The sequence below is a fragment of the Flavobacterium ginsengisoli genome, from assembly GCF_029625315.1.
Lineage (GTDB): Bacteria > Bacteroidota > Bacteroidia > Flavobacteriales > Flavobacteriaceae > Flavobacterium > Flavobacterium ginsengisoli.
This window is the reverse complement of the sequence record NZ_CP121110.1, coordinates 2,792,467-2,817,015: the sequence shown is the minus strand read 5'-3', so window position 1 is coordinate 2,817,015 and position 24,549 is coordinate 2,792,467. Positions and strand designations below refer to the sequence as shown.

16 protein-coding genes, 2 tRNA genes and 4 pseudogenes are annotated in these 24,549 nt (G+C 34.4%); 16 read left to right on the top strand and 6 right to left on the bottom strand.

What is annotated here, in order from left to right:
- The first annotated feature begins 18 nt into the window (after positions 1-18).
- The 3 genes from P5P87_RS13100 (at position 19) to P5P87_RS13090 (ending at position 1,976) form a co-directional block, all read left to right on the top strand.
- A complete protein-coding gene (locus tag P5P87_RS13100) occupies positions 19-204 on the top strand; it encodes a hypothetical protein (RefSeq protein ID WP_198854513.1) in 186 nt (61 codons plus the stop codon).
- Positions 205-365: 161 nt separating this feature from the next.
- Positions 366-1,601 (top strand): metallophosphoesterase, encoded by a 1,236-nt coding sequence (locus P5P87_RS13095; protein WP_278019575.1) that lies wholly within the window; start codon positions 366-368, stop codon positions 1,599-1,601.
- Between the two features lie 72 nt (positions 1,602-1,673).
- Positions 1,674-1,976 (top strand): thioredoxin family protein, encoded by a 303-nt coding sequence (locus P5P87_RS13090; protein WP_278019574.1) that lies wholly within the window; start codon positions 1,674-1,676, stop codon positions 1,974-1,976.
- A 24-nt stretch (positions 1,977-2,000) separates the two neighbouring features.
- Here P5P87_RS13090 and P5P87_RS13085 read toward each other — a convergent pair whose 3' ends face one another.
- Complete coding sequence (locus P5P87_RS13085) at positions 2,001-2,642, bottom strand: polysaccharide deacetylase family protein (protein WP_278019573.1); 642 nt, start codon at positions 2,640-2,642, stop codon at positions 2,001-2,003.
- Positions 2,643-2,742: 100 nt separating this feature from the next.
- Positions 2,743-6,023, bottom strand: a pseudogene (locus P5P87_RS13080) (glycosyltransferase family 117 protein).
- A 245-nt stretch (positions 6,024-6,268) separates the two neighbouring features.
- Here P5P87_RS13080 and P5P87_RS13075 point away from each other — a divergent pair.
- Both P5P87_RS13075 and P5P87_RS13070 read left to right on the top strand, forming a co-directional pair.
- A tRNA-Gln gene (locus P5P87_RS13075) sits at positions 6,269-6,339 on the top strand.
- A 109-nt stretch (positions 6,340-6,448) separates the two neighbouring features.
- A tRNA-Gln gene (locus P5P87_RS13070) sits at positions 6,449-6,519 on the top strand.
- Positions 6,520-6,616: 97 nt separating this feature from the next.
- Here P5P87_RS13070 and P5P87_RS13065 read toward each other — a convergent pair.
- The 3 genes and pseudogenes from P5P87_RS13065 to P5P87_RS13055 form a co-directional block, all read right to left on the bottom strand.
- On the bottom strand, positions 6,617-7,423 hold the full coding sequence (locus P5P87_RS13065; RefSeq protein ID WP_278019572.1) for an AraC family transcriptional regulator: 807 nt from the start codon (positions 7,421-7,423) through the stop codon (positions 6,617-6,619).
- A 63-nt stretch (positions 7,424-7,486) separates the two neighbouring features.
- On the bottom strand, positions 7,487-8,908 hold the full coding sequence (locus tag P5P87_RS13060; RefSeq protein ID WP_278019571.1) for an aldehyde dehydrogenase family protein: 1,422 nt from the start codon (positions 8,906-8,908) through the stop codon (positions 7,487-7,489).
- 169 nt (positions 8,909-9,077) lie between these two features.
- A pseudogene (locus tag P5P87_RS13055) lies at positions 9,078-9,903 on the bottom strand (universal stress protein).
- Positions 9,904-10,077: 174 nt separating this feature from the next.
- Between P5P87_RS13055 and rimP the strand changes: the two are divergent.
- The 5 genes from rimP to P5P87_RS13035 all read left to right on the top strand — a co-directional run bounded on the left by rimP (position 10,078) and on the right by P5P87_RS13035 (position 15,419).
- Complete coding sequence (rimP, locus tag P5P87_RS13050; protein WP_198854506.1) at positions 10,078-10,542, top strand: ribosome assembly cofactor RimP; 465 nt, start codon at positions 10,078-10,080, stop codon at positions 10,540-10,542.
- 20 nt (positions 10,543-10,562) lie between these two features.
- Positions 10,563-11,816, top strand: a complete 1,254-nt coding sequence (gene nusA / locus P5P87_RS13045; protein WP_125722262.1) for a transcription termination factor NusA — start codon at positions 10,563-10,565, stop codon at positions 11,814-11,816.
- A 61-nt stretch (positions 11,817-11,877) separates the two neighbouring features.
- Entirely contained in the window at positions 11,878-14,757 is a 2,880-nt protein-coding gene (infB, locus tag P5P87_RS13040) for a translation initiation factor IF-2 (RefSeq protein ID WP_278019570.1), read from the top strand.
- A 151-nt stretch (positions 14,758-14,908) separates the two neighbouring features.
- Entirely contained in the window at positions 14,909-15,109 is a 201-nt protein-coding gene (locus P5P87_RS25910) for a hypothetical protein (protein ID WP_340696558.1), read from the top strand.
- The gene (locus P5P87_RS13035) at positions 15,081-15,419 is read left to right on the top strand and encodes a DUF4920 domain-containing protein (protein WP_340696557.1); all 339 of its coding nucleotides are present in this window, start codon (positions 15,081-15,083) and stop codon (positions 15,417-15,419) included. Before P5P87_RS25910 ends, P5P87_RS13035 begins: the two co-directional genes overlap by 29 nt.
- A gap of 157 nt (positions 15,420-15,576) precedes the next feature.
- On the opposite strand, the gene P5P87_RS13030 is transcribed toward P5P87_RS13035, so the two are convergent.
- Positions 15,577-15,966 carry an SPOR domain-containing protein gene (locus tag P5P87_RS13030; RefSeq protein WP_198854503.1) on the bottom strand — a complete coding sequence of 130 codons (390 nt, stop codon included), beginning with the start codon at positions 15,964-15,966 and terminating at the stop codon, positions 15,577-15,579.
- A gap of 220 nt (positions 15,967-16,186) precedes the next feature.
- Here P5P87_RS13030 and P5P87_RS13025 point away from each other — a divergent pair.
- The 6 genes and pseudogenes from P5P87_RS13025 to P5P87_RS13000 all read left to right on the top strand — a co-directional run bounded on the left by P5P87_RS13025 (position 16,187) and on the right by P5P87_RS13000 (position 24,538).
- Positions 16,187-17,522 (top strand): annotated as a pseudogene (locus P5P87_RS13025) (cytochrome c3 family protein).
- 32 nt (positions 17,523-17,554) lie between these two features.
- A pseudogene (locus P5P87_RS13020) lies at positions 17,555-20,607 on the top strand (TAT-variant-translocated molybdopterin oxidoreductase).
- Between the two features lie 34 nt (positions 20,608-20,641).
- Positions 20,642-22,045: an NrfD/PsrC family molybdoenzyme membrane anchor subunit gene (gene nrfD, locus P5P87_RS13015; RefSeq protein WP_008466839.1), complete on the top strand. Its 1,404-nt coding sequence runs from the start codon at positions 20,642-20,644 to the stop codon at positions 22,043-22,045.
- The gene (locus P5P87_RS13010) at positions 22,038-22,562 is read left to right on the top strand and encodes a DUF3341 domain-containing protein (protein ID WP_278019569.1); all 525 of its coding nucleotides are present in this window, start codon (positions 22,038-22,040) and stop codon (positions 22,560-22,562) included. Before nrfD ends, P5P87_RS13010 begins: the two co-directional genes overlap by 8 nt.
- Before the next feature lie 8 nt (positions 22,563-22,570).
- The gene (locus P5P87_RS13005; RefSeq protein WP_198854499.1) at positions 22,571-23,116 is read left to right on the top strand and encodes a c-type cytochrome; all 546 of its coding nucleotides are present in this window, start codon (positions 22,571-22,573) and stop codon (positions 23,114-23,116) included.
- 27 nt (positions 23,117-23,143) lie between these two features.
- On the top strand, positions 23,144-24,538 hold the full coding sequence (locus P5P87_RS13000; protein WP_278022792.1) for a quinol:cytochrome C oxidoreductase: 1,395 nt from the start codon (positions 23,144-23,146) through the stop codon (positions 24,536-24,538).
- The last annotated feature ends 11 nt before the right edge of the window (positions 24,539-24,549 follow it).

The following is a 24,549-nucleotide window of genomic DNA, read 5'->3' as shown; positions in this document are numbered from 1 at the left end:
CAATAAAAATTTAAAATCATGAAAAAATTAGCAATTTTAGCAGTAGCAGTTTTAGGAACATTTGCAATGGCAAACGCACAAACAACGCCAGCACCAGCAAAAAAAGAAGCAAAAACTGAAAAACACGATAAAAAAGCAGACAAAAAAGCTAAAGGTGAGAAAAAAGCAGAAGCTGCAAAACCAGAAGCTCCAAAAGCAAAATAAAACGAGATTTTAAGTCTTAAGATTAAATAGTTTTAAAGGTTGGTAGGTTAAAGCTGAAAGAGCCATCTTTCAGCTTTTTTATTTTTACAGCGTTAAATTTTTTATAATAAAAAGAAATAGAATTCTCATTCTTTGTTACTTTGTTTAAAACTATAAATTAAATGATCTTTCGTTTTATAATTCTATGCGCTCTCTTATTATTTATTGAGTTCTATTCATATCAGGCTTTTCGAACATTAATCAAAACACGTTGGGTTTTGATTAGTTACCAAGCTATAAGCTTACTGATTTTAATCTTTATTATATATTCTTTTTCGCAAGTAGACCGATCAGTTGGTCAGACTAAACAATTTATGTTTACTACAGGCTTAATGCTGACGGTATATGTGCCTAAAATTGTGCTTACGCTGATCATGTTTGGTGAAGATATTTTTAGGATAGGAGCAAGCATCTTAAATTATTTTGTTTACAATACTCCTCGAAAAGAAATGATGCCCGATAGAAGGAAATTTGTTAGCCAGATAGCTTTAGGGTTGGTCGCAATTCCGTTTCTTTCTATTATTTATGGAATTTTTGAGGGAAAATATAATTTCAAAGTAATCAAGCAAACTGTATTCTTTCCAGATCTTCCAGATGCTTTTGATGGGTTTAAAATCACACAGATTTCAGATGTCCATAGTGGTAGTTTTGATAATCCTGAGAAGATTAACTACGCAATTGATTTAATTAATGCACAGGAAGCAGATTTAATTTTGTTTACGGGAGATATTGTAAATACACATGCTAAAGAAATGCATCCTTGGTTGGAAACTTTTAATCGTATTAAAGATTATAAATACGGAAAGTTTGCAGTTTTAGGGAATCACGATTATGGCGAATATGTAACGTGGCCGTCTGAAAAGGAAAAAGATGAGAACTTTCATCAAATTAAAAATTTATACGGTCAAATTGGCTTTAATCTTATGTTGAATGAGCATACTTACATTCAAAAAGGAGATGATAAAATCGCTTTAATTGGTGTTGAAAATTGGGGAGTGAATTTTAAGAAAGCAGGCGATTTGAACAAAGCATCTGAAAATGTAGACCAAGACGATTTTAAAATTTTAATGAGCCATGATCCAAGTCATTGGGAAGCTGAAATTAAAGATCATCCAAAGAATTTCCATCTTACATTTGCAGGCCATACACATGGTATGCAGTTCGGAATTGAAATTCCTGGGTATTTTAAATGGAGTTTAGCGCAGTATATTTATAAACAGTGGGCAGGATTGTACGAAAACGTCGGAAGATACGTTTATGTTAACCGTGGCTTTGGTTTTCATGCCTATCCAGGACGAGTTGGTATTATGCCTGAAATAACAGTCATTGAACTAAAAAAGGGCCGTAATGTCGCTTAATTCGTTAAAAATGCTAAATTTGTATTATATTTATTTCTTTTTAAAGATTTAAAAAACTTAATTTTTGGTTTTATGTCAAAATTTGGAGAACTAATAAATGCTCAAGTTCCAGTGTTAATTGATTTTTACACAGATTGGAATGAATCTTCAGTTTCTATGCATCCTGTTATTAAGGATGTAGTCGCTGCGCTTGGTGATAAAGCCAAAGTAATCAAAATAGACGTAGATAAAAATCAGGAACTTGCAGAAGCACTTCGTATTAAAGGACTTCCGACTTTAATGATTTATAAAGAGGGACAAATGATCTGGAGACAATCTGGAGAGCTTGATGCGAATACTATAATCGGAATTGTTCAGGAACAATTTAACGTCTAAACAACTACTTTTTATTGATGTTATTTAGTGAATAATATCAAACTTATATCCGTTTTCTTTTAAAAAATGCAGTGTTCTAGGCAAGGCAAATCTTAAATTTGGAGAAGCCTTAATACTGTCATGAAAAACAATCACACTACCTGATTTTACATTTTTTGTTACGTTTTCAAGACATTTTTCGGGCGTAATGCTTTGATCAAAATCAGCACTTAAAACATCCCACATTACAATTTTATACCCTAAACTTCTAAGGATTTTAGATTGCGCTTTTTTGATTTTTCCGTAAGGAGGGCGAAATAATAAATGGTGAGGCGCTTTTTCTTGCTCATCCAAAATAGCAAGACAGTTTTTTACGTTTTCGATGTATTCATTTGTGTGGCTTTTCCATCCATTCACGTGATTCATTGTGTGATTGCCAATAGAATGCCCATCAGTAATTAACTTTTCAAATAAAGTCAGGTTTGCTTTAATATTCTTTCCGATGCAGAAAAAAGTAGCTTTTGCATCAAATTTTTTTAATTCAGACAATACCCAGTCTGTAATTTCTGGAGTAGGGCCATCATCAAAAGTGAGGTATATTTTCTTTTCGTTGTTAGGAATGTCCCAGCAATATTTAGAAAACACCTTTTTGATAAATGCGTTAGTTTTGACCCAATAGAAACTCATTTTGAATTAAAGTTGTATTATATCTATAAAATTAAAAAATGCGACACTATTTATCAAATAGCGCCGCATTTTTTTAATAAGTAAAATTTACGTATATTATTTATTCTTTTTCACGTCCAAAGCGTTCAAAAACATTTACGTAAGTATTAAATGTAGTCTTGTGCTGGTTGTAAAAAGCATTGTCTTTATTGTCATCCATTACGTGCGCAAGCTTCTGTAGCGTTCAATATCTGTAATAATATCTACTGCTAAAGTAGTTTGATCAGAAGGAGGCAATGTGCTATAATAGTTTAAGTTCTCTTTGTATTTCTGAACTAATTTGTTTAAAAGATCTTGCGCTTTAGCTTTTTCGCCTACTTTATAATAACCATCAGCAAAAGCTTCAACTAAAGAATAATAGCCATATTTATCTAAAGGCATTTTGGTCATCGCTAAATTGATAATATTTTTAGCTTTGTCAATTTTGCCTTCTGCAATAAGCTGATTCATTAATCTTGAAAGATTTGTACGGTATGTAATACTGTTTCTTCTAGTCTCAGGATCGTGATAGATTTTTTCGCTTTCACTATTTCCCCAATCCCATTTCATTACAATATCATACATTTTATCAGCATCGATTTGTCCCATATCTAATGGTCCTCCATCTTTAGAACGAGCATTTTTTATTGGAACCAATTTGTAAACCATTCCGTCTAATTGTAAATAATCTTTTAACCATAGATAATCTTCATCATCAAAAGCACCACCACTAAAGTAAATTGGTCTTTTCCAGTTGTTATTTGCTAAGATATCAAGCATCATTAAACGGTTTTTGTATAATGCACTTCCTTTGATGTCAATATCCAAATAAGGAACAATAGAATCGTAATATTTAGGATTAACTACTTTATTTTGAATAATTGTATTTTTGTCCACATTTACTCTAATCTTGTTTGTTGGATAGAAATGAATGGTTTGTCCATTTTGTAAACCAACAGTCGATTTAGGGTTTTTGATGAAATCGATAAAATCTTTAATATTCCAACGAGTATCAATTTTTTGAATATAAGCTGTATAGTCCAAATTATCTCCGACATACTGGCTATGTTCGAATGAAATAGGCAACGGATTAGATTCATAAGACTTCGCTTTCATTTGATCGATGTACCAATCTGTCATAAATAAACTTGTATTTACAATTTTTACATCGGTTCTGAAATGCTCAATCTCTTGTGCATACCAAAGAGGGAACGTATCATTATCTCCAATGGTAAATAAGATGGCATTTTTGTCGCAAGAACTTAAATAAGCTTTTGCCATTGCCACTGCAGTATATCTTCCAGATCTGTCGTGATCGTCCCAGTTTTGAGAAGCCATTAAAACAGGTGCCGCCAATAAACTTCCGGCAATAATTACTGGTCCTGCAATTTTTGGAGCAATATATTTTTGCAAGCTTTCGTAGAGTGAATAAACGCCGAATCCAATCCAGATGGCAAAAACATAGAAGGAACCAACCAGAGCATAATCTCTTTCACGAGGCTCAAAAGGTCTTTCGTTTAAGTATATTTTTAATGCAATTCCTGTGAATAAAAATAAAGCTAAGAGAACATAAAAGCTCTTTAAATCCTTGTTGGCGTGGTACATTATACCAATTAAACCTAAAATAAAAGGAAGGAAATAATAAGCATTACGCCCTTTGTTGTTTAACACATCAGAAGGTAAATTATCTTGAGAACCTAAATGAATAGAGTCTAAAGCTTTGATGCCACTAATCCAGTTTCCATCCAAATTATCGTATTTGCCTTGAACATCATTTTGACGTCCAACAAAATTCCACATTAAATATCTCCAGTACATGTATCCGAATTGATATTCAAACATAAAACTGAAGTTGTCTACTGTAGATGGTTTTTCAATGATCAGATAATCTTTGTAACTGTTTAAGAATTTAACATACCCTTCATTGTCAATTTGTTTTTGAGCATAAGCTTTTCTGAATTCAGAAACTGTTTTCTCAACTTCATTACGCAATTGAGCAGTAGCTTTATTGTATTCATCTTCACTTAATTGACTAGCGTCAATTCCGTATTTTGCTAGTTCTTCATCGTAATCATAATTAGGATTGATTCGGAACTTCGGAGGATTGGTAAAGTTGATATAGTTTTGAATATGAGCTGTTTCTGTACTCCACATTCTTGGTAGAACTGCTTTCTGGTTGTCATCAGAATTTTGTTCTGCATTCTTATAATTGTTGGTAATAATGTATTTACCAGTTTTATAATCTCTCTCGTAGTTTGGTTTTTTGTCTAAATAAGGTGTTTTAGCATCAAGACCAGCAAAAAGTTCAGTGTATTGAGGACCATAAAATAAAGGATTAACTCCATATTGTTCACGGTTATAGTAAGCTAAAACTTCAGTAGCATCTGATGGCTTGTTTTCGTTAATAACTGTATTAGCATTTGCGCGAACAGGAAGCATTAACCAAGTTGAGAAACCAATAAGAATGAATAAGATACATAATATAATAGTGTTGTAGAATATTAAGCCTTTTTGTCTAGTATATTTTAATCCAAAATAGAAAAACGCAATAAATAATAATGCTACAAAGATAGTTCCCGAGTTGAATGGAAGTCCCATGCTGTTTACCATGAAGATTTCGGTTTTTCCGAAAAATGCCATTGTAAGAGGAAGAAGTAATTTGAAGATAAATAATAAAATTCCAATAACTACAATATTAGCAACAATGAAATTTTTGATCGTAACTTTTTCGTAGTGTTTGAAATAGTATAAAAATCCAATTGATGGGATAGTTAAAAGAGCCATGAAGTGAACTCCAAACGAAAGACCAACAACCAAAGAAATAATTAAAAGCCATTTGTTTCCTTTTGGTTTGTCCATATCTTGCTCCCAGCGTAGTCCAAGCCAAAAAAGCAATGCAATTAATAAAGAAGCCATTGCATAAACTTCGGCTTCTACTGCGTTAAACCAAAAACTATCAGAAAATGTATAAGCTAAAGCTCCAACAAAAGAGCTTCCTAAAATTACTATCGAATTGTTTTGATTAATTTCTGCAAAACGAGCTACAATTTTCTTCAAAATCATAGACGATGACCAAAACATAAATAATATGGTAAATGCGCTAGAGAAGACAGACATCATATTAACCATTACAGCTACATGTTGAGCATCTATTGCAAACATTGCAAAAAATGCACCCATCATCTGGAAAAGCGGAGCTCCCGGTGGGTGACCTACTTCAAGTTTGGCTGCGGTAGCAATATATTCTCCGCAATCCCAAAAGCTCATTGTAGGTTCTACTGTTAATGTATAAGTTATTAAAGCGATTGCAAATGCAAACCAACCAATAATTGTATTCCATTTATTGAAATTGAATTGTGCCATATTTAGGTGTTAAAAATTTGAACGTTTTATATCCTACAAAGAAAATGTTTTTTTATGTAAAGAAACGAGCATTAACAAAAAATTCTATAAAACTATAAGTTAAAAGTAACGTGTTGTTTATGAGATGTTTTTGGTGCGCGATCAGATTTTGTCGAGAAAAAATACAAAAAAAATGATTTTTTTTGCTCAAAAAGTTTGCACAAACTAAATAAAGACTTAAATTTGCACTCGCTTAACCGCACTGCTGGTCTATGGTGTAATGGTAACACTACGGTTTTTGGTGCCGTCTTTCTAGGTTCGAGTCCTAGTAGACCAACAGAAAAGTCTCTCAGAAATGAGAGACTTTTTTTTATTTAAAAAAGTTTCATTTAAAATTTGCATAAATTAAATAAAGTTTTAATTTTGCACCCGCTTAACCGCACTGCTGGTCTATGGTGTAATGGTAACACTACGGTTTTTGGTGCCGTCTTTCTAGGTTCGAGTCCTAGTAGACCAACAGAAAAGCCTCTCAGAAATGAGAGGCTTTTTTTATTGTGTACATTTAAAATAAATGCTTGTTTTGTTAGGGTGTTGATTTTTAGCTGTTTTGGTTTTTATTTGTGGTTTAAGGACGACGGGACAATTCCAAATTTCTTTTTAAATGAAAAAGAAAAATGCGAGAGATCTTCAAAACCAACTCCAATATATACGTCTGATGGCAGATTTCCTTGGCTAATTAAATAATAAGCTTCTTGGAGTCTTTTGTTTAAAAGCCATTTTCCCGGCGTTTGCTGAAATACTTTTTGAAAATCTCTTTTGAATGTGGCGAGACTTCTTCCGGTTAGATAAGCAAATCGATGCATTTGAACATTAAAGTGGAAGTTTTTGTTCATAAAAGCTTCCAAGTCAATTTTGCCAGGTTCGTTAAAATCAAATAAAATATCTTTTAGTTCTGGATTTACTTTTAATAAAAGATGAATGGCTTCTTTAATTTTTAAATTGAATAAAGCCTCGTTGTTTTCTTGTTCTACTTCAAGGTAAGAAATCAGTGATTCCATGAAAGATTTGTAAAGTGGGTGAGGAGCTAATGAAAACATAGCTTTTGAATCGGGCTTTTTATCTGATTTTAAATTGTATTCTTTGCTGATTTCTCTTAAAATTTCCTGATCAAGAAAAAGAGATATAGTTTTGAATTCTCGTCCTTCGGGCGGAATTTTAGTAAACTTTGCTAAATGATTTCTTCTGCTAAAACGAAAATCTCCTGGTTTGGTATGGAAAGTGTTTTTGCTATCAGAAGCAATCATTTCGCCAGAAATTTGATAGCTAAAAACATGTTCGGGTATAAAATGTTCGCCTTCGCGACTGCGTGAGTAATAACACGAGTAGAGAATTTTAGACTTTGTATTTGGTTTGGTGCTCATAATTGTAAAAATACTAAAAGATCTGGAAATCTTTGCGGTTAAAGATTTCCAGATTGGTGGAGATTATTTTTGCTGAATTAATGCTCTGGGTTCTAAATAAGCCTCTAGTCCAAGTGTTCCAAATTCACGTCCAATTCCAGATTGTTTAAATCCGCCGAAAGGAGCCATTGGGTCGTGACCAATTCCGTTTATTTGTACACGGCCAGCATTGATTTGCGAAGCTACTTTGTGTGCTCTTTCAGAATCCGAAGAGTTTACGTAAGCTTGTAGTCCGTAAGTGGTGTCGTTGGCGATTTCAATTGCTTCTTCTTCCGTTTTATATGCAATAACAGATAAAACAGGTCCGAATATTTCTTCTCTTGCAATACGCATCTGATTGTTTACGTTGATAAAAACAGTTGGCTTGATAAAATTTCCATTTTCTAATCCTTCGGGTTTTCCTAGTCCGCCAGTCAATATTTCTGCTCCTTCGTTAATTCCAGCCTGAATGTATTCTTGAACGCGATTGTATTGTTTTATGCTGACCATTGGTCCGATGGCGGTATTTTGATTTTTGGGATCGCCAACAATAAGGTGTGAAACGGTTTCTTTGATTAAAAGCTTTGTTTCTTCTAATTTGTTTTCTGGAATCAATAGTCTAGTTCCGGCAATGCAAGCTTGTCCGTTGTTCATGAACGCTGCGCCCATTGCAAGTGGAATTGCTTTTGAGAAATCGGCATCGTCTAAAATAATATTTGGAGATTTTCCACCAAGTTCAAGAGTAACTCGTTTCATAGTGTTGATAGCTTCTTTTGCTATGATTTTTCCAACATTAGTTGATCCTGTAAAAGAGATTTTGGAGATATCTGGATTTCGGCTAATTTCGGCGCCAACGATTTCTCCCAAACCATTTACAATGTTGAATACGCCTTTAGGAAGATTGGCTTCGTGAAGGCATTCGGTAATTAATTGTGTTTGCTGAGCACTCATTTCACTTGGTTTGATTACAGTTGTGCATCCAGCAGCAATTGCTGTGGAAAGTTTGTCGCATATAAAACCATTGCTTGAATTCCAAGGAATGATAATTCCAACAACACCAATAGGGGGCATCTGAACTTCGGATTCTCCCATTGTTTTGATGAAGCTGTAGTTGTTAAGAAGGTTGATAGCTGAGTCAAAACTTTTTAGCATATAATCGTAGCTTACGCTTGCAAATTGAAATGTTCCGCCATATTCTTCCGTCATAACATTGATAAAATCGTCTTTTCTTTTTTCGATAGAAGATTTAATGTTTTTTAAATGTTGGATTCTTTCTGAAGTTGTGGTTTTTGAAAAAGTTTTGAAAGCATTTTTGGTCGCTTCAATTGCTTTTTGTGTGTCTTCGGTGTTTCCTAAAAGAACTTTTCCGAGTGTTTTATTTGTAGTCGGGCTAATAAGGTCAAAATATTCTGTTCCTTTAGGAGTTGTAAATTCGCCATTAATGTAAATTTTGTCTATTGTTTTCATGTTGTTGTTTTTTAATGATTTTCTATTTGACAAATTTCTGCATTATGTACGCTGGCTGTTTTGTTGTAAAGCTCAGTTAAACTTTGTTGAGAAGCTCATTTTTTTATTGTTTTTGCAAAAAAAAGCTTCTCGTTTGAGAAGCTTTAAAGAGAGTATTTTAAAATTAATGTTAGATTTTTAAAGTGATAACTGGTTTTACGGCATGATTAACTAAGCCTTCGCTAATGCTTCCATTGAAAAAATGTGCGAAACCAGTTCTTCCATGTGTGCACATTCCGATAACATCGGCGTTTATTCTGTTAGAGAAATTAATGATTCCTTTTTCAATATTGGTGTCATTGTAAATTTGAGTCGTATAGTTGTTAATGTTAAATTCGGCAACAAAATCGGCCATTGCTTTTTCGCTAACATGAGTTGGTTTGAAACTGTTTGGAGTGCAAATAGTGACTAAATGTATTTTTGAATCAAATAGTTTGGTGAAATTTAAAAGTTTTTCGAAAGGTTTTTTTGCTTCTTCTGAAAAATCAGATGCGAAAACAATAGTAGAGGCATTAAAATTTGGAATATTTTTCTTGATGACCAAAACAGGGATTTCTGAATTTCTAACTACTTTTTCGGTGTTAGAGCCTATTAATAGTTCTTCGACGCCAGAAGAGCCGTGAGATCCCATGATAATTAGATCAATATTGTAATCTTTACTTATTTGCGTGATTCCGTGTATTGGTTTGTCCATTTTTACAATTTCAGTTACCGGAATTCCTTCTAGGTATTCTCTAGAGGCGATTTCATCAAGTGTTTCGTTTGCTTTTTTCATAAAAAGCATAGTTTCGGGGATGCTAGTTCCGCCAACTATGGCATCGTTTGATTGCTGTGGCAATTCAAGCATATGAAGAAGAATAAGTTCAGAATTGTTCTTTTTTGCGATTTGAGCTGACAACTTTTAAAGCGTCTTCTGCATGTTCTGAGAAGTCGGTAGGTACTAAAATTCGTTTCATGATTTGAGGGTTAAAAATTATGAATAATTCTGTGTTTTAATGCTATTATAAAGATAAGAAATTATTTTAGAGCAATCAATTTATTTGATTTATAAAAAAAACACTATATTTGCACTGTTATTTATTAAAATCTAAATAATGAGGGGACTAAGTGTCCCCTCTTTTTATAAAATTATGACATTTAAAGAAAAAGTAAACGGATTAATTGCGGAAGCTCTTCTGGAAAAACCATCAATCTTTTTGGTTGATTTGGCTGTTTCGGATTCTTTTAAAATTAGTGTCGGTTTAGACGGAGATAATGGAGTGGCGCTTCAGGACTGTATTGATATCAGTCGTGCAATCGAAAATAATCTGGATCGTGAAGAACAGGATTTTTCGCTTGAAGTAGCATCAGTTGGAGTAGGAACACCTCTGAAAATGGTAAGACAATACAAAAAAAATGTTGGTAGAACGTTGATTGTTACCACAAATACAGAAAAAATTGAAGCAGAATTGGTTGAAGCTAATGATGTTTTCATAATTTTGTCTTGGAAAGCAAGAGAACCGAAAAAAGTAGGAAAAGGAAAAGAAACAGTTCAAAAAGAGCAACAAATACCTTATACAGAAATTAAAGAGGCAGTTGTTACGGTAACATTTTAATTTTAATTAAAAAAATTCGCATGGAAAATTTAGCATTAATCGATTCATTCTCAGAGTTTAAAGATAATAAACTTATTGATCGTGTAACGCTTATGGCAATTTTAGAGGACGTATTTAGAAATGCATTAAAGAAAAAATACGGTTCAGATGAAAATTTCGATATCATTATAAATCCTGATAAAGGAGATATGGAAATCTGGAGAAGAAGAGTAATTGTTGCCGATGAAGACCTTGATTTTGAAAATGAAGAAATTACATTGACTGAAGCAAGAAAAATTGAAGCGGATTTTGAAATAGGTGAAGAAGTTTCTGAAGAAGTAAAGTTGATTGATTTAGGAAGAAGAGCTATCTTAGCGCTTCGTCAGAATCTAATATCTAAAATTCACGAACACGATAATACAAATCTTTATAAGCAATTTAAAGATATTATTGGTGATATTTATACAGCTGAAGTGCACCATGTGCGTCCAAGAGTAGTTATCTTAGTTGATGATGAAGGAAATGAAATTGTGCTTCCAAAAGAAAAGCAAATTCCATCTGACTTTTTCCGTAAAGGAGATAATGTTCGCGGAATTATTGAAAGCGTTGAATTGAAAGGAAACAAACCTCAAATTATTATGTCTAGAACTTCAGAAAAGTTCTTAGAGAAATTATTTGAACAAGAAATTCCAGAGGTTTTCGACGGATTGATTACTGTGAAAAATGTAGTTCGTATTCCTGGTGAAAAAGCAAAAGTAGCAGTTGATTCTTACGATGATAGAATTGATCCAGTTGGAGCTTGTGTGGGAATGAAAGGTTCTCGTATTCACGGAATTGTTCGTGAGCTTGGAAATGAAAATATTGACGTAATTAACTATACAAACAATATTCAATTATTTATTACAAGAGCATTAAGCCCTGCAAAAGTTTCTTCTATTAAAATTGATGAAGAAAGCAAAAGAGCTGAAGTTTTCTTGAAATTAGAAGAGGTTTCTAAAGCAATTGGTAGAGGTGGTCACAATATCAAATTAGCTGGTCAATTGACAGGTTATGAATTAGATGTTATTCGTGAAGGCGATGTGGCTGGAACTGTTGCGGATGAAGATGATGTTGAATTAACAGAGTTTTCAGATGAAATTGAAGAGTGGGTAATTGAGGAGTTTGCAAAAATAGGTTTGGATACTGCAAAAAGTATCTTGAAACACGACGTAGAAGATTTAGTAAGAAGAACAGACCTAGAAGAGGAAACAATTCTAGATGTTATGAAGATACTAAAAGAAGAGTTTGATAGCTAGGCAATAGCTGACCATCTGCTCTAACAACACACAACGAAAAAGGTAATAATAAAAAGGTTATATGTCTGAAGAGAGAGTAATAAGAATAAATAAGGTTTTAAGGGAATTAAATATTTCGTTAGAAAGAGCTGTAGATTATCTAAAAGATAAGGGAATTGCTATTGATGCAAATCCTAATGCAAAAATTTCTGATAGTGAATTTAATATCCTTCAAAGCCAATTTGCGGGCGATAAGGGGAATAAGGAGGCTTCTAAAGAGGTTGGAGAAGAAAAAAGAAAGGAAAAAGAAGCGTTACGTGTAGAACGTGAGAAAGAAATTGAAGACAAACGCAGACAAGAAGAAGAGCGTCAAAAACAGCAAGAAATAATTAAAGCAAGAGCCGTTGTTTCGGGGCCTGTACAAGTCGGTAAAATTGACTTGAATCCTAAAAAACCTGCCGTTACTCCTTCTGAGGAACCAGCTAAGGTTGAAGAGCCAAAAGCTGTTGTTGCGCCTGTGCAACCAGAGAAACCTGTTCAGAACGAAACAGTTAAATCTGAACCAGTTGTTTCTAGTCCTGTTTCTGAAACAAAAAAAGAAGAACCTATTATTACTGAGAAAAAAGAAGTTAAAGCAGAATCTAAAGTTGCGCAGGAGCCAATAGTGTCTACTGATCCAACAACTTCAGAGGAAACTATTACTACTCAATACCAAAAGCTTACAGGAACAACTCTTACAGGTCAAACAATTGATTTATCTCAATTTAATAAGCCTAAGAAAAAGAAAGAAGATCCTAAAGCAGCTCAGAATAAACCTGGAACTCCTGGAGTTGGTAATAATAACAATAACGCAAATAATAAAAATAAGCGTAAAAGAATTGGTCCAAAACCGGGTACTCCTGGTGCGCCAAAACCTGCTACAGGAAATGCGCCTGGAACACCAAATTCAAATAAACCAACTCAAAACAATAACGGTGGAGGTTATAATGCTAATAGAAGCCAAAGACCTGGTTTTGTAAAAGGAAACCGTCCTGCAATTGTTGCTAAAGTTGAGCCAACTGAAGAAGAAGTAAAAAACCAAATTAGAGAAACTCTTGAAAAACTTCAAGGTAAAGGAGGAAAATCTAAAGCGGCTAAATATAGAAGAGATAAAAGAGAAACGCACCGTCAGAAATCTGATGATGAGCAAAGAGCACTTGACGAAGGAAGTAAAACAATTAAAGTTACAGAGTTCGTTACGGTTGGTGAAATTGCAATCATGATGGATGTGCCGATTACTAAAGTAATTGGAACTTGTATGTCTCTTGGTATCATGGTTACCATGAACCAACGTCTAGATGCTGAAACATTAACTATTGTTGCAGATGAATTCGGTTACGATGTTGAATTCATTACAGTGGATATTGAAGAAGCAATAGAAGTTGTAGAAGATAAAGAAGAAGATTTAGTAACAAGAGCACCAATTGTGACAGTAATGGGTCACGTTGACCACGGTAAAACATCTTTACTGGATTATATTCGTAAAGAAAATGTAATTGCTGGTGAGTCAGGAGGTATTACACAGCACATTGGAGCGTATGGAGTTACTTTAGATAATGGACAAAAAATCGCATTCTTAGATACTCCAGGTCACGAGGCGTTTACCGCGATGCGTGCACGTGGAGCTCAAGTTACCGATATTGCGATTATTGTGGTTGCGGCGGATGATGATATCATGCCACAAACAAAGGAGGCAATTTCTCATGCACAGGCTGCAGGAGTGCCAATTATATTTGCAATCAATAAAATTGATAAACCAAATGCTAATGTTGATAAGATTAAAGAGCGTTTGGCTGGTATGAATTTACTTGTTGAAGATTGGGGTGGAAAAATTCAGTCACATGATATTTCTGCAAAAGTTGGAACAGGTGTTAAAGAGTTATTAGAAAAAGTTTTATTAGAAGCTGAGATTTTAGATCTAAAAGCAAATCCAAATAAAGCGACTCAAGGAACTGTTGTTGAAGCTTACTTAGATAAAGGAAAAGGATATGTGTCTACGATTTTAGTACAACAAGGTACTTTGAAAATTGGAGATTATATGTTGGCTGGAAAACATCATGGTAAAGTTAAAGCAATGCATGATGAAAGAGGGCATACTATTTTAAGTGCTGGTCCTTCGACTCCGGTATCTGTTTTAGGTTTAGATGGAGCTCCAACAGCGGGTGATAAGTTTAATGTATTTGAAGACGAAAAAGAAGCAAAACAAATTGCATCAAAACGTTCTCAATTAATGCGCGAACAGTCTGTACGTACACAAAGACATATTACACTTGATGAAATTGGACGTCGTATCGCTCTTGGTCAGTTTAAAGAATTAAATGTAATCCTTAAAGGAGACGTGGATGGTTCTGTTGAGGCGTTATCAGATTCGTTCTCTAAACTTTCTACAGAAGAAGTTCAAATTAATATTATCCATAAAGGAGTTGGTGCAATTACAGAAACCGATGTTAACTTAGCTTCTGCATCAGATGCGATCATCATTGGATTTAATGTTCGTCCTGCTGGAAATGCTAGACAGCTTGCGGATAAAGAAGAAATTGATATCCGTTACTACTCTATCATTTACGCTGCGATCGATGACTTGAAAGATGCTATGGAAGGAATGTTAGCGCCAGAAATGAAAGAAGAAATTTTAGGTAATGCTGAAATTCGCGAGATTTTCAAAATTTCTAAAGTGGGTTCAATTGCTGGATGTATGGTGACAGATGGTAAAATCTTAAGGACTTCTAAAATTAGAGTTATTAGAGATGGAGTTGTGGTCCATACAGGTGAACTAGTTGCTTTAAAACGTTTCAAAGACGATGTGAAAGAAGTAACTAAAGGTTATGATTGTGGTATCCAAATAAAAGGATTTAATGATATCGAAATTAATGATGTTATTGAAGCGTACCATGAAGTAGCAATCAAAAAGAAATTGAAATAAAATTCAATTAATATAATTAAAAGCCTCAATGTAAATTGAGGCTTTTTTTTGTGTTTGTAAATTTGAGATGTGATGGTGTAGAATGATTTGAGACAAATGTGTATTTTTAACTCATTTAAATTTTAGTAAGTTGAATAAAAATTAACGAAATATGAAAAATGAACTTTACTCGATAATTGTGTTTATGTGCTTTTCTGCTTTGTCTTTTGCTCAAGAAACTGTAGATAAAGTAGCTCCGCCTGATGGTAATGCTTTAGTAGGGGATTATTACGGAGAAGAGGTTTCAAGTATTTTTATTAATAGTGCGATTACAGCAAGCAGAATTGGAAAAAGATTTAAAAACTACAAATAAAATAGAAAAAGTTGCTGTTAGAGGAGAGGTAACAGATGTTTGTCCTAAAAGAGGATGTTGGATAAGTGTAAGGACAGAAGATGGAGCGTCTTTCTTTGTTAAAATGAAAGATTATGCGTTTTTTGTTCCTACGGCATTAAAGGGTAAAAATGTGGTTTTAGAGGGTGATGCAGAGCGAAAAGTAACATCTATTGAAGAGTTGAAGCATTATGCCAAAGATGCTAAAAAAAGTAAAGCAGAAATAGACGCTATTAAAGCTTCTAAATACGAAATACGTTTTTTAGCAAACGGAATTAAAGTTGTAGATTAAATCAGGAGATTGTATCAGGAGATTGTATCCTAAAGGTTCTAGAATTTTTGACATCAATAAAACGGATTGATCTTTATTTGATTATATTAGGGGTGCGGTATTTTAAAGACAATAAAAAAGCGAGAAGTAAATCTCGCTTTTTTATTTTTTCTATGTTTTACTTTCCAGGCTTAAGTAGGAAAACGCTTTTGTATCTTTTTTTAATTTCGGCCAAATTTCGTTCGGCTTCAATTCTGGTTTTAAAATTTCCAACAATTACTTTGTAATTAGGAGTGCTGAAAATAATGGTTCCGTCGATATTTGAATTTTCTCTTTTAAAATCCGATAACGTTTTTTTTGCTTCGTCGCTTTTGCCACTAAAGATTTGAATCCTGTAAGTGTCGTTTGTATTTATTGACGTGTTAATTTTGCGCTTCTCGTTAAGTAACTGCTCAAATTTAGGGTCTTGATTCAATGTTAAATTTTGGTCTTGAGCATTAATGTTGTATGCGAAAGCAATCGTTGTAATTGTTAAGAAAAGGTTTTTCGATGGACTTAAAATTCTCATAATGTGATGGTTTTTATGCAAAAATACTATTTAAAGTTTGAGTGTAAAATTTTAATATTATTTAGAATTGATATAAATTGATAATTAAGACTATTTTAAGGTTTTGAGAATAGTTCATAAGTCGTATTTTTGTGCAAGTTTTAAAAGAGGGTATAGATTTTTACTGCATTTAGTACAGAAAAAATCATACCAAAAATTAGTAGACAATTATTTATACTATATGAAAAAGGTGGGTAACCATAATTCGATCTCAAGAAAATTGTCGCTTGGCTTATCGCTAACGTTAATTTTCTCCCTAACTTCATTTGCTCAAGATGCTGCTGCTCCGGCGGCGCCTGAGGCTGCGGCGGCTGCTCCAGCTGCAGGTGGCGGTGATCCAGCAAAAGGGAAAGAACTTTTTAATGCAAATTGCGCTGCATGTCACAAATTAGATGCTAAATCAACTGGTCCTGCTTTAAGGGGAGTTGCTTGCTAAGCATGATATGGCTTGGATTTACAAGTGGGTGCATAACAGTTCTGACATGATTAAGTCAGGTGATGCTGTTGCTGTTAAACTTTTTGAGGAAAATAACAAAGCTGTAATGACTTCGTTTCCTCAATTGTCTGAAGGTGATATTGATAATATTATAGCTTATACTTCTCAGCCTAAGGCTGAACCAGCTGCGGCTGCGGGAGGTGCTGCAACTCCTCCTGGTACAAATGTTCAAGATGGCGCTATTTCAAATAACATTATTCTTGGAGCTCTTGCTCTTGTAATGGCTATTTTAGTTGTGATGTTGTTTATGGTAAACAAGGTTTTAACTAAAGTTGCAAACAAAAATGGTATTGAAATCGCTCCAAAAGAAGAAAGACTTCCAATCTGGAAAGCTTTCGCTAAAAACCAATTCTTAGTTTTGGTAACTGCAATCTTCTTGCTTTTGGCTAGTGGTTATTTTGTTTACGGATACTTAATGCAAGTAGGTGTAGATCAGAATTATGAGCCGATTCAGCCAATTCACTACTCTCACAAAATTCACGCTGGTGATAACGAAATCAATTGTAAATATTGCCACTCTGTTGCTCGTGTAAGTAAAACAGCTGGTATCCCTTCTTTAAATGTTTGTATGAACTGTCATAAAAACATTTCAGAGGTTGCTGAAACTACTGCTACTCCTGAGTACAGCAAAGCGTTTTACGATGCTCAAATTCAAAAATTATATGATGCTGTTGGATGGGATAAGACTAAACAAGCTTATACTGGAAAAACAATGCCTGTAAAATGGGTTCGTATTCACAACTTACCTGATTTTGTTTACTTCAACCACTCTCAACACGTTTCTGTTGCTGGTATTGAATGTCAAACTTGTCACGGACCAGTACAAGAATTTGAAATCATGAAGCAATACTCTAAATTAACAATGGGATGGTGTGTTGATTGCCATAGAAAAACTGATGTTAAGATGGAAGGTAACGCTTACTATGATAAAATTCATGCTGAACTTTCTAAAAAATACGGTGTAGAGAAATTAACTGCAGCGCAAATGGGAGGTTTAGAGTGTGGTAAATGCCACTATTAATCGATTTATTAAGATTTTAATATATATATACAATGTCATCAAACAAAAAATACTGGAAAAGTGTTGAAGAGCTAGAAAATAGCTCTATTGTTGAGGCGCTTAGAAATAACGAGTTTGTTGAAGAGATTCCTACTGATGAGTTTTTAGGTAACGCTGACGCTTTATCTACATCTGGGACTTCACGTCGTGACTTTTTAAAGTACGTAGGGTTTAGTACAGCGGCTGTAACATTAGCTGCTTGCGAAGGTCCTGTTCACAAGTCTATCCCTTATGTATTACAACCAGAACAGATCATTCCTGGTGTTGCAGATTATTATGCAACTACAGTTTTTGATGGGTTTGATTTTGCTAATCTTTTGGTAAAAACTCGTGAGGGTCGTCCAATTAAAATTGAAAACAATACAATTGCAGGAGCTAAATTTTCTGCGAATGCTAGAATTCACGCATCTATCTTAGGATTGTATGATAGCACTCGTTTGAAAGAGCCAAAAGTAGACGGTAAAGATTCTTCTTGGTCGGCTGTTGATTTAAAAATTAAATCAAGTTTAGCAGATGCAAAAACTAAAGGCGGTCAAGTAGTATTATTGACTAATACTTTAGCTAGTCCTTCTACAGATAAATTAATCGCTGAGTTTATTGCGAAAAATCCAAACGCTAAGCACGTTGTATACGATGCAGTTTCATCATCTGAAGCTTTAGATGCTTTTGAAACTGTTTATGGTCAAAGAGCTTTGGTTGATTATGATTTTTCAAAAGCTTCATTAATCGTGTCTGTTGGTGCTGATTTCTTAGGAGACTGGCAAGGTGGAGGATATGATACTGGTTATGCACAAGGACGTATTCCTCAAAATGGAAAAATGTCTCGTCACTTCCAGTTCGAATCAAATATGACATTATCTGGAGCAGCTGCTGATAAGCGTGTTCCTATGACTGTAGTCTGCTCAAAAGCAAGCTTTAGTTCAAATTTATAATATTGTTGTAGGTGCTTCTGTTCCTGTAGCTTTAGAAGGAAACTTTAAAGCTGAAGTAGTAAAAGCCGCACAACAGCTTAAGGCTGCTGGTTCAAAAGGAGTTTTAGTATCTGGAATTGAAGATAAAAATGCTCAATTATTAGTTTTAGCTATCAATCAAGTATTGGCTAGTGAAGCTTTTAGTACTGCTGGAGCTAGACAAATTAGAAAAGGTTCTAATGTTGCAGTTGCGCAATTAATTAAAGATTTGAATGCTGGAAGTGTTCATACTTTAATTATGAGTGGAGTTAATCCTGTTTACACTTTAGCTGATTCAGCTTCTTTTGTATCTGGATTGAAAAAAGTTAAAACGTCTGTTGCTTTTTCATTAAAAGAAGACGAAACTGCATCAATTGTTTCAATTGCTGCGCCAGCTCCTCACTACTTAGAATCATGGGGAGATCTTGAACTTACAAGCGGAACTTATAGCTTAACTCAGCCAACAATCCGTCCTATCTTCAATACAAAACAACTTCAAGATGTTTTATTGTCAGTAAACGGTACTGCTGGTACTTATTATGACTACTTAAAAGCAAATTCTGGAGCTTATACTGCAGGTGCTTCTTGGAATAAAGTATTACATGATGGTGTAGCTGTTCTTGGAGCTACGGCATTATCTGGAGGTGCTATTGATGCTGCTGCAGCTGCAAACGCTGTTGCAAAATCTAAAGTTGCTGGTGATTTTGAATTAGTATTATATACTAAAACAGGATTAGGAGATGGACAGCACGCTAACAACCCTTGGTTGCAAGAGTTCCCAGATCCAATTACAAGAGTTTCTTGGGATAACTACGTTACAGTTTCTAATGCAGATGCTAAAAAACTTGGTTTATCAAACGAAATTGTTGCAAACGGTGGTTTAAACGGTAGTTATGCTACAATTACTGTTGATGGAGTTAAATTAGAGAATGTTCCAGTTATCGTTCAGCCAGGACAAGCAGTTGGAACTGTAGGTCTAGCTCTTGGATACGGACGAAAAGCTTCTCTTAAAGAAGAAATGCAAGTAGGTTTAAACGCTTACGCTTTATATAAAGGTTTTAATAATGTTCAATCTGTTTCTATCGCTAAAGCTGGAGGAGTACATGAGTTTGCTTGTGTTCAAGGTCAGAAAACTTTAATGGGTAGAGGGGATATTATTAAAGAAACTACTTTAGAAATATTCAATACTAAAGATGCTGAACATTGGAACGAAAAACCGATGGTATCTTTGGATCACCAAGAAGTAGAGGCTACTACTGTAGATCTTTGGGAATCATTTGATCGTACAACAGGGCACCACTTCAATCTTTCAATTGACTTAAATGCTTGTACTGGATGTGGGGCTTGTGTTATTGCTTGTCACGCTGAAAACAACGTTCCAGTTGTTGGTAAAGCAGAGGTAAGAAGAAGCCGCGATATGCACTGGTTACGTATCGATAGATATTATTCTTCTGAAAGCACTTTTGAAGGTGATAACGAAAGAAAAGAAGGAATTGCAGGTTTATCTAGTTCATTATCTACATTTAATGAAATGGAAAAAGCAGGAGATAATCCACAAGTAGCATTCCAACCTGTAATGTGTCAACACTGTAACCACGCACCTTGTGAAACAGTTTGCCCTGTTGCGAGCAACTTCTCACGGTCGTGAAGGTCAAAACCATATGGCTTACAACAGATGTGTTGGTACTCGTTACTGTGCAAACAACTGTCCATATAAAGTACGTCGTTTTAACTGGTTCTTATACAACAAAAACAGCGAGTTCGATTATCATATGAACGATGATTTAGGCCGTATGGTATTAAATCCTGACGTTAACGTACGTTCTCGTGGTGTTATGGAGAAATGTTCTATGTGTATCCAAATGACACAAGCTACTAAATTAAAAGCTAAAAACGAAGGCCGTCCAGTTAGAGATGGTGAATTCCAAACAGCTTGTTCTAGTGCTTGTTCTTCAGGAGCGATGATATTTGGTGATGTAAATGATAAAGAAAGTAAAGTTGCTAAATTAGCAACTGACGAAAGATCATACCACTTATTAGAGCATGTAGGTACAAAACCTAATGTGGTTTACCATGTTAAAGTTAGAAATACTTAGTAAAATTATTAATTAAGAAACAATATAAAGGATTATGTCGTCTCACTACGAAGCACCCATTAGAAAACCTTTAGTTATTGGTGATAAATCTTATCACGATGTAACTGTAGATGTAGCAGCACCTGTTGAGGGACCTGCAAACAAGCAATGGTGGATTGTATTTTCAATCGCATTAATAGCCTTCCTTTGGGGGTTAGGTTGTATAATTTACACCGTATCTACCGGTATCGGAACATGGGGATTAAATAAAACAGTTGGCTGGGCTTGGGATATTACTAACTTCGTTTGGTGGGTTGGTATTGGTCACGCTGGAACATTAATTTCTGCGGTATTATTACTTTTCCGTCAACGTTGGAGAATGGCTATTAACCGTTCTGCGGAAGCAATGACTATCTTCTCGGTAGTTCAAGCAGGTCTATTTCCAATTATTCACATGGGACGTCCATGGTTAGCATACTGGGTATTACCTATTCCAAACCAATTTGGATCTTTATGGGTAAACTTTAACTCACCATTACTTTGGGACGTATTCGCAATTTCAACGTATCTTTCAGTATCATTAGTTTTCTGGTGGACTGGTTTATTGCCTGACTTTGCAATGCTACGTGATAGAGCTATTACTCCATTTAACAAAAGAGTTTATTCTATTTTAAGTTTTGGATGGAGCGGTAGAGCAAAAGATTGGCAACGTTTCGAAGAAGTATCTTTGGTATTAGCTGGTTTAGCTACTCCTCTTGTACTTTCTGTACACACGATCGTATCTATGGACTTTGCTACTTCTGTAATTCCAGGATGGCATACAACAATTTTCCCTCCATACTTCGTTGCTGGAGCAGTTTTCTCTGGATTCGCGATGGTAAATACATTGTTGATCGTTATGAGAAAAGTATCTAACCTTGAAGCATACATCACATTACAGCATATCGAGTTAATGAACATCATTATCATGATTACCGGATCTATTGTAGGTGTGGCTTATATCACTGAGTTATTTGTAGCTTGGTATTCAGGTGTAGAGTATGAGCAATATGCATTCTTAAACAGAGCTACTGGACCTTACTGGTGGGCATATTGGTCAATGATGACATGTAACGTGTTCTCTCCTCAATTCATGTGGTTTAAAAAATTAAGAACAAGTATCATGTTCTCATTCATCATCTCGATTGTTGTAAACATCGGTATGTGGTTTGAAAGATTTGTAATTATTGTTACTTCTTTACATAGAGATTACCTTCCATCTTCTTGGACAATGTTCTCACCAACATTTGTTGATATTGGAATTTTCATTGGAACAATTGGTTTCTTCTTTGTATTGTTTTTATTATACTCTAGAACATTCCCTGTAATTGCTCAGGCAGAGGTTAAAACAATTTTGAAAGGAACAGGAGATAATTATATTAGAGAAAGAGCAAACAGTAAAGATTCACATCATGAGTAATAAAGTTATATACGCCATTTATAATGACGATGACGTTTTGATGAATGCAGTAAAGAAAACTAGAGCTGCTCATCATCATATTGAAGAGGTTTTTACTCCATTCCCAGTTCACGGATTGGATAAAGCCATGGGATTAGCACCAACAAGATTAGCAATATGTGCTTTTTTATATGGTTGTGTTGGTATTTCTGTTGCAACAACAATGATGGGTTACATCATGATTCATGACTGGCCACAGGATATTGGAGGTAAACCAAGTTTTAGTTTCATCCAAAACATGCCTTCTTTTGTGCCAATTATGTTTGAAATGACTGTGTTTTTTGCGACTCACTTAATGGTAATTACTTTTTACATGAGAAGTAGATTATGGCCATTTAAAGAAGCTGAAAACCCAGACGTAAGAACAACTGATGACCACTTTTTAATGGAGGTTGCTGTAAATGATAACGAAACAGAGTTAGTTTCTTTCTTTGAAGGAACTGGAGCTGTTGAAGTTAAAGTAATAGAAAAGAATTAATTGTAGCTATGAAAAGGATATATAAAATAACACTTTTAGTTGGTATAACTATTTTAGTTTCATCTTGCCACAATAATTCGGCACCGAACTATCAGTATTTCCCAAATATGTATGAGTCTGTTGCTTATGAGCCATATTCAGAAGCAAAAATATTTAAGGGAGGAAAAGAAGGACAGCTTCCTGTTGAAGGAACTATCAATAGAGGTTTTGAACCTTATGAATATGAAAATTCAACTGCTGGTTATGAATTAGCAAAAGCTAATTTAAAATCACCTTTGACAGAAGAGGAAAGAAACTCAGGAAAAGGTAAAGAGCTTTTCGAAATTTATTGTATTAGCTGCCATGGTGCTGCTGGTAACGGTAAAGGTAAATTGGTTGAAAGAGAAAAATTTCTTGGAGTACCTAGCTATAAAGACAGAGAAATCACTGAGGGAAGTATCTTTCATGTTGAGACTTATGGTTTAAATGCAATGGGTTCACATGCAAATCAATTAAGTTCTCACGAACGTTGGTTAGTTGCTGACTATGTTCTGAAACTAAGAAGCCAATTATAATTGTTGAACAAACTGATCGTAATAGATATGTATACATTTTCAAGTAAATTAAAAACTTTTTCTATCATCTTAATGGCCGTTGGGTTATTAGGAATTGGGTATGGTTTTTTAAGTGCACCAAAAGATATTCAAGAAGTTGAAAAAATACTAGCTGCAGATGAACATGGTTCTCATGGTGCGGCGCATGAAGAAAAAGCGGAGGCATCTCACAAAGAAGCAGGTCATCATGAGGCTGCTGAAGTTGCACATGACTCTCATAAAGAAGCTGAGCACGCAGAAGTTTCTGGTGCAAATGAGCACGAAAAACACTTAGAGCACGTATTACACCAATTGCAAAATAAGCCTTGGTCTGCTTTATATGTAGCTTGTATTTTCTTTTTACTTCTTTCAATGGGGGTTTTAGCTTTCTATGCTATTCAACAAGTTGCTCAAGCAGGTTGGTCTCCAGTTTTGTTTAGAGTTATGCAAGGTATAACTGCTTACTTACCAGCTGGTTCTATTATCTTCTTCATAATTTTAGTTTTATGTGGATTACACTTTAACCATATTTTTGTTTGGTTGGGAGAGGGTGTAACAGACCCTAAACATGCTAATTATGATGCTATTATTGCTGGTAAATCTGGTTATTTAAACTTTCCTTTCTGGATTGCTAGAGCGGCAATCTTTTTATTAGGATGGAACTTATATCGTTACTATTCAAGAAAAAATTGTTTAGAGCAAGATGAAGCAAATGATGATCTTTATTACAAAAAGAATTTCAAAGCTTCTGCTGGATTCTTGGTATTCTTCATCGTTTCTGAATCTATCATGTCATGGGATTGGATTATGTCTTTCGATCCACATTGGTTCAGTACATTATTTGGATGGTATGTATTTGCTTCTTTCTTTGTAAGCGGTATTACTGCTATTGCATTAGTAACAATTTATTTAAAATCAAAAGGATATTTAGAGTTTGTAAATAATAGCCATATCCACGATTTAGCTAAGTTCATGTTTGGTATTAGTATTTTCTGGACTTATTTATGGTTTTCTCAATTCATGTTGATCTGGTATGCTAACATTCCAGAAGAGGTAACTTATTTTGTAACAAGAATTCAATTATATAACCTTCCTTTCTTTGGAGCGGTTGTTATGAACTTTGTTTTCCCGTTATTAATATTAATCAATACTGACTTCAAACGACTTAACTGGGTTATCGTTATGGCTGGTGTTGTAATATTATTAGGTCATTATGTTGATTTCTTTAATATGATTATGCCTGGAACTGTAGGAGACAAATGGTTTATCGGAGTTCCTGAAATTGCATCGATTCTTTTCTTCTTAGGTTTATTTATATTTGTTGTATTTACTGCATTAACTAAATCTCCTCTGCTTGCAAAAAGAAATCCTTTCATCGAAGAAAGTAAACATTTTCATTATTAATATTTAAAGAA

Bases quoted from the DNA above. Each gene is read 5' to 3' on its own strand.
- nrfD (WP_008466839.1), top strand. From the start codon at position 20,642: ATGTCGTCTCACTACGAAGCACCCATTAGAAAACCTTTAGTTATTGGT.
- P5P87_RS13090 (WP_278019574.1), top strand. From the start codon at position 1,674: ATGTCAAAATTTGGAGAACTAATAAATGCTCAAGTTCCAGTGTTAATT.
- nusA (WP_125722262.1), top strand. From the start codon at position 10,563: ATGGAAAATTTAGCATTAATCGATTCATTCTCAGAGTTTAAAGATAAT.
- rimP (WP_198854506.1), top strand. From the start codon at position 10,078: ATGACATTTAAAGAAAAAGTAAACGGATTAATTGCGGAAGCTCTTCTG.
- P5P87_RS13100 (WP_198854513.1), top strand. From the start codon at position 19: ATGAAAAAATTAGCAATTTTAGCAGTAGCAGTTTTAGGAACATTTGCA.
- P5P87_RS13005 (WP_198854499.1), top strand. From the start codon at position 22,571: ATGAAAAGGATATATAAAATAACACTTTTAGTTGGTATAACTATTTTA.
- P5P87_RS13095 (WP_278019575.1), top strand. From the start codon at position 366: ATGATCTTTCGTTTTATAATTCTATGCGCTCTCTTATTATTTATTGAG.
- P5P87_RS13000 (WP_278022792.1), top strand. From the start codon at position 23,144: ATGTATACATTTTCAAGTAAATTAAAAACTTTTTCTATCATCTTAATG.
- infB (WP_278019570.1), top strand. From the start codon at position 11,878: ATGTCTGAAGAGAGAGTAATAAGAATAAATAAGGTTTTAAGGGAATTA.
- P5P87_RS13010 (WP_278019569.1), top strand. From the start codon at position 22,038: ATGAGTAATAAAGTTATATACGCCATTTATAATGACGATGACGTTTTG.
- P5P87_RS13060 (WP_278019571.1), bottom strand. From the start codon at position 8,908: ATGAAAACAATAGACAAAATTTACATTAATGGCGAATTTACAACTCCT.
- P5P87_RS13030 (WP_198854503.1), bottom strand. From the start codon at position 15,966: ATGAGAATTTTAAGTCCATCGAAAAACCTTTTCTTAACAATTACAACG.
- P5P87_RS25910 (WP_340696558.1), top strand. From the start codon at position 14,909: ATGAAAAATGAACTTTACTCGATAATTGTGTTTATGTGCTTTTCTGCT.
- P5P87_RS13065 (WP_278019572.1), bottom strand. From the start codon at position 7,423: ATGAGCACCAAACCAAATACAAAGTCTAAAATTCTCTACTCGTGTTAT.
- P5P87_RS13085 (WP_278019573.1), bottom strand. From the start codon at position 2,642: ATGAGTTTCTATTGGGTCAAAACTAACGCATTTATCAAAAAGGTGTTT.